Consider the following 501-nt stretch of genomic DNA (forward strand, 5'->3'; position numbering starts at 1 on the left):
TGGCTTTCGCATACTGCTGATCCACCTCATAAATCGCTTTACCGAGATCTTCATGCGCCACAAAGTTAGTTAAAACAGGATCACTATAACTCAGACTCTTCACTCTTCCAGCAGCCGCCATTTGGCTACTTAAAGCACTAAAAAGTTGCTCGGTACTGCTGGTCGTCGACATCTTATCAAAGGCATTGACCTTATTCTTCGTATCCTGAACATACTTCCGGGCTGTCTGGGTATTGGTATAGAAGGTGCTGCTTAAGGGAGCACTCAGACGATAGAGACTCGAAATACCATCATAGATACTCTTGAAATTGGTATCCATCACCTTGTGTTTCTCATCCGCCGCATTCAGCTTCTTGACCGCATCATCCAAAGTTTCTTCTGCCAGAACTGCCGTTGCAGAGGTTTCGCCAACAAAATTCTGAAAATCCGTGATCGTCTTGGAAAACTCAGAACCTAGAAATTCTAAGCCATTCTTTAAGCCAACAATCACGGGGTTATGAA

At 44.1% G+C, this 501-nt stretch carries 1 protein-coding gene; it reads right to left on the reverse strand.

Annotation, left to right across the window (positions count from 1 at the left end; all coding sequences use genetic code 11):
- On the reverse strand, window positions 1-501 hold a 501-nt coding region (locus B7705_RS00165; protein WP_239822325.1), incomplete at both ends, for a T7SS effector LXG polymorphic toxin.

Source organism: Streptococcus oralis subsp. dentisani (genome assembly GCF_002096685.1).
Taxonomy (GTDB): domain Bacteria; phylum Bacillota; class Bacilli; order Lactobacillales; family Streptococcaceae; genus Streptococcus; species Streptococcus oralis_AD.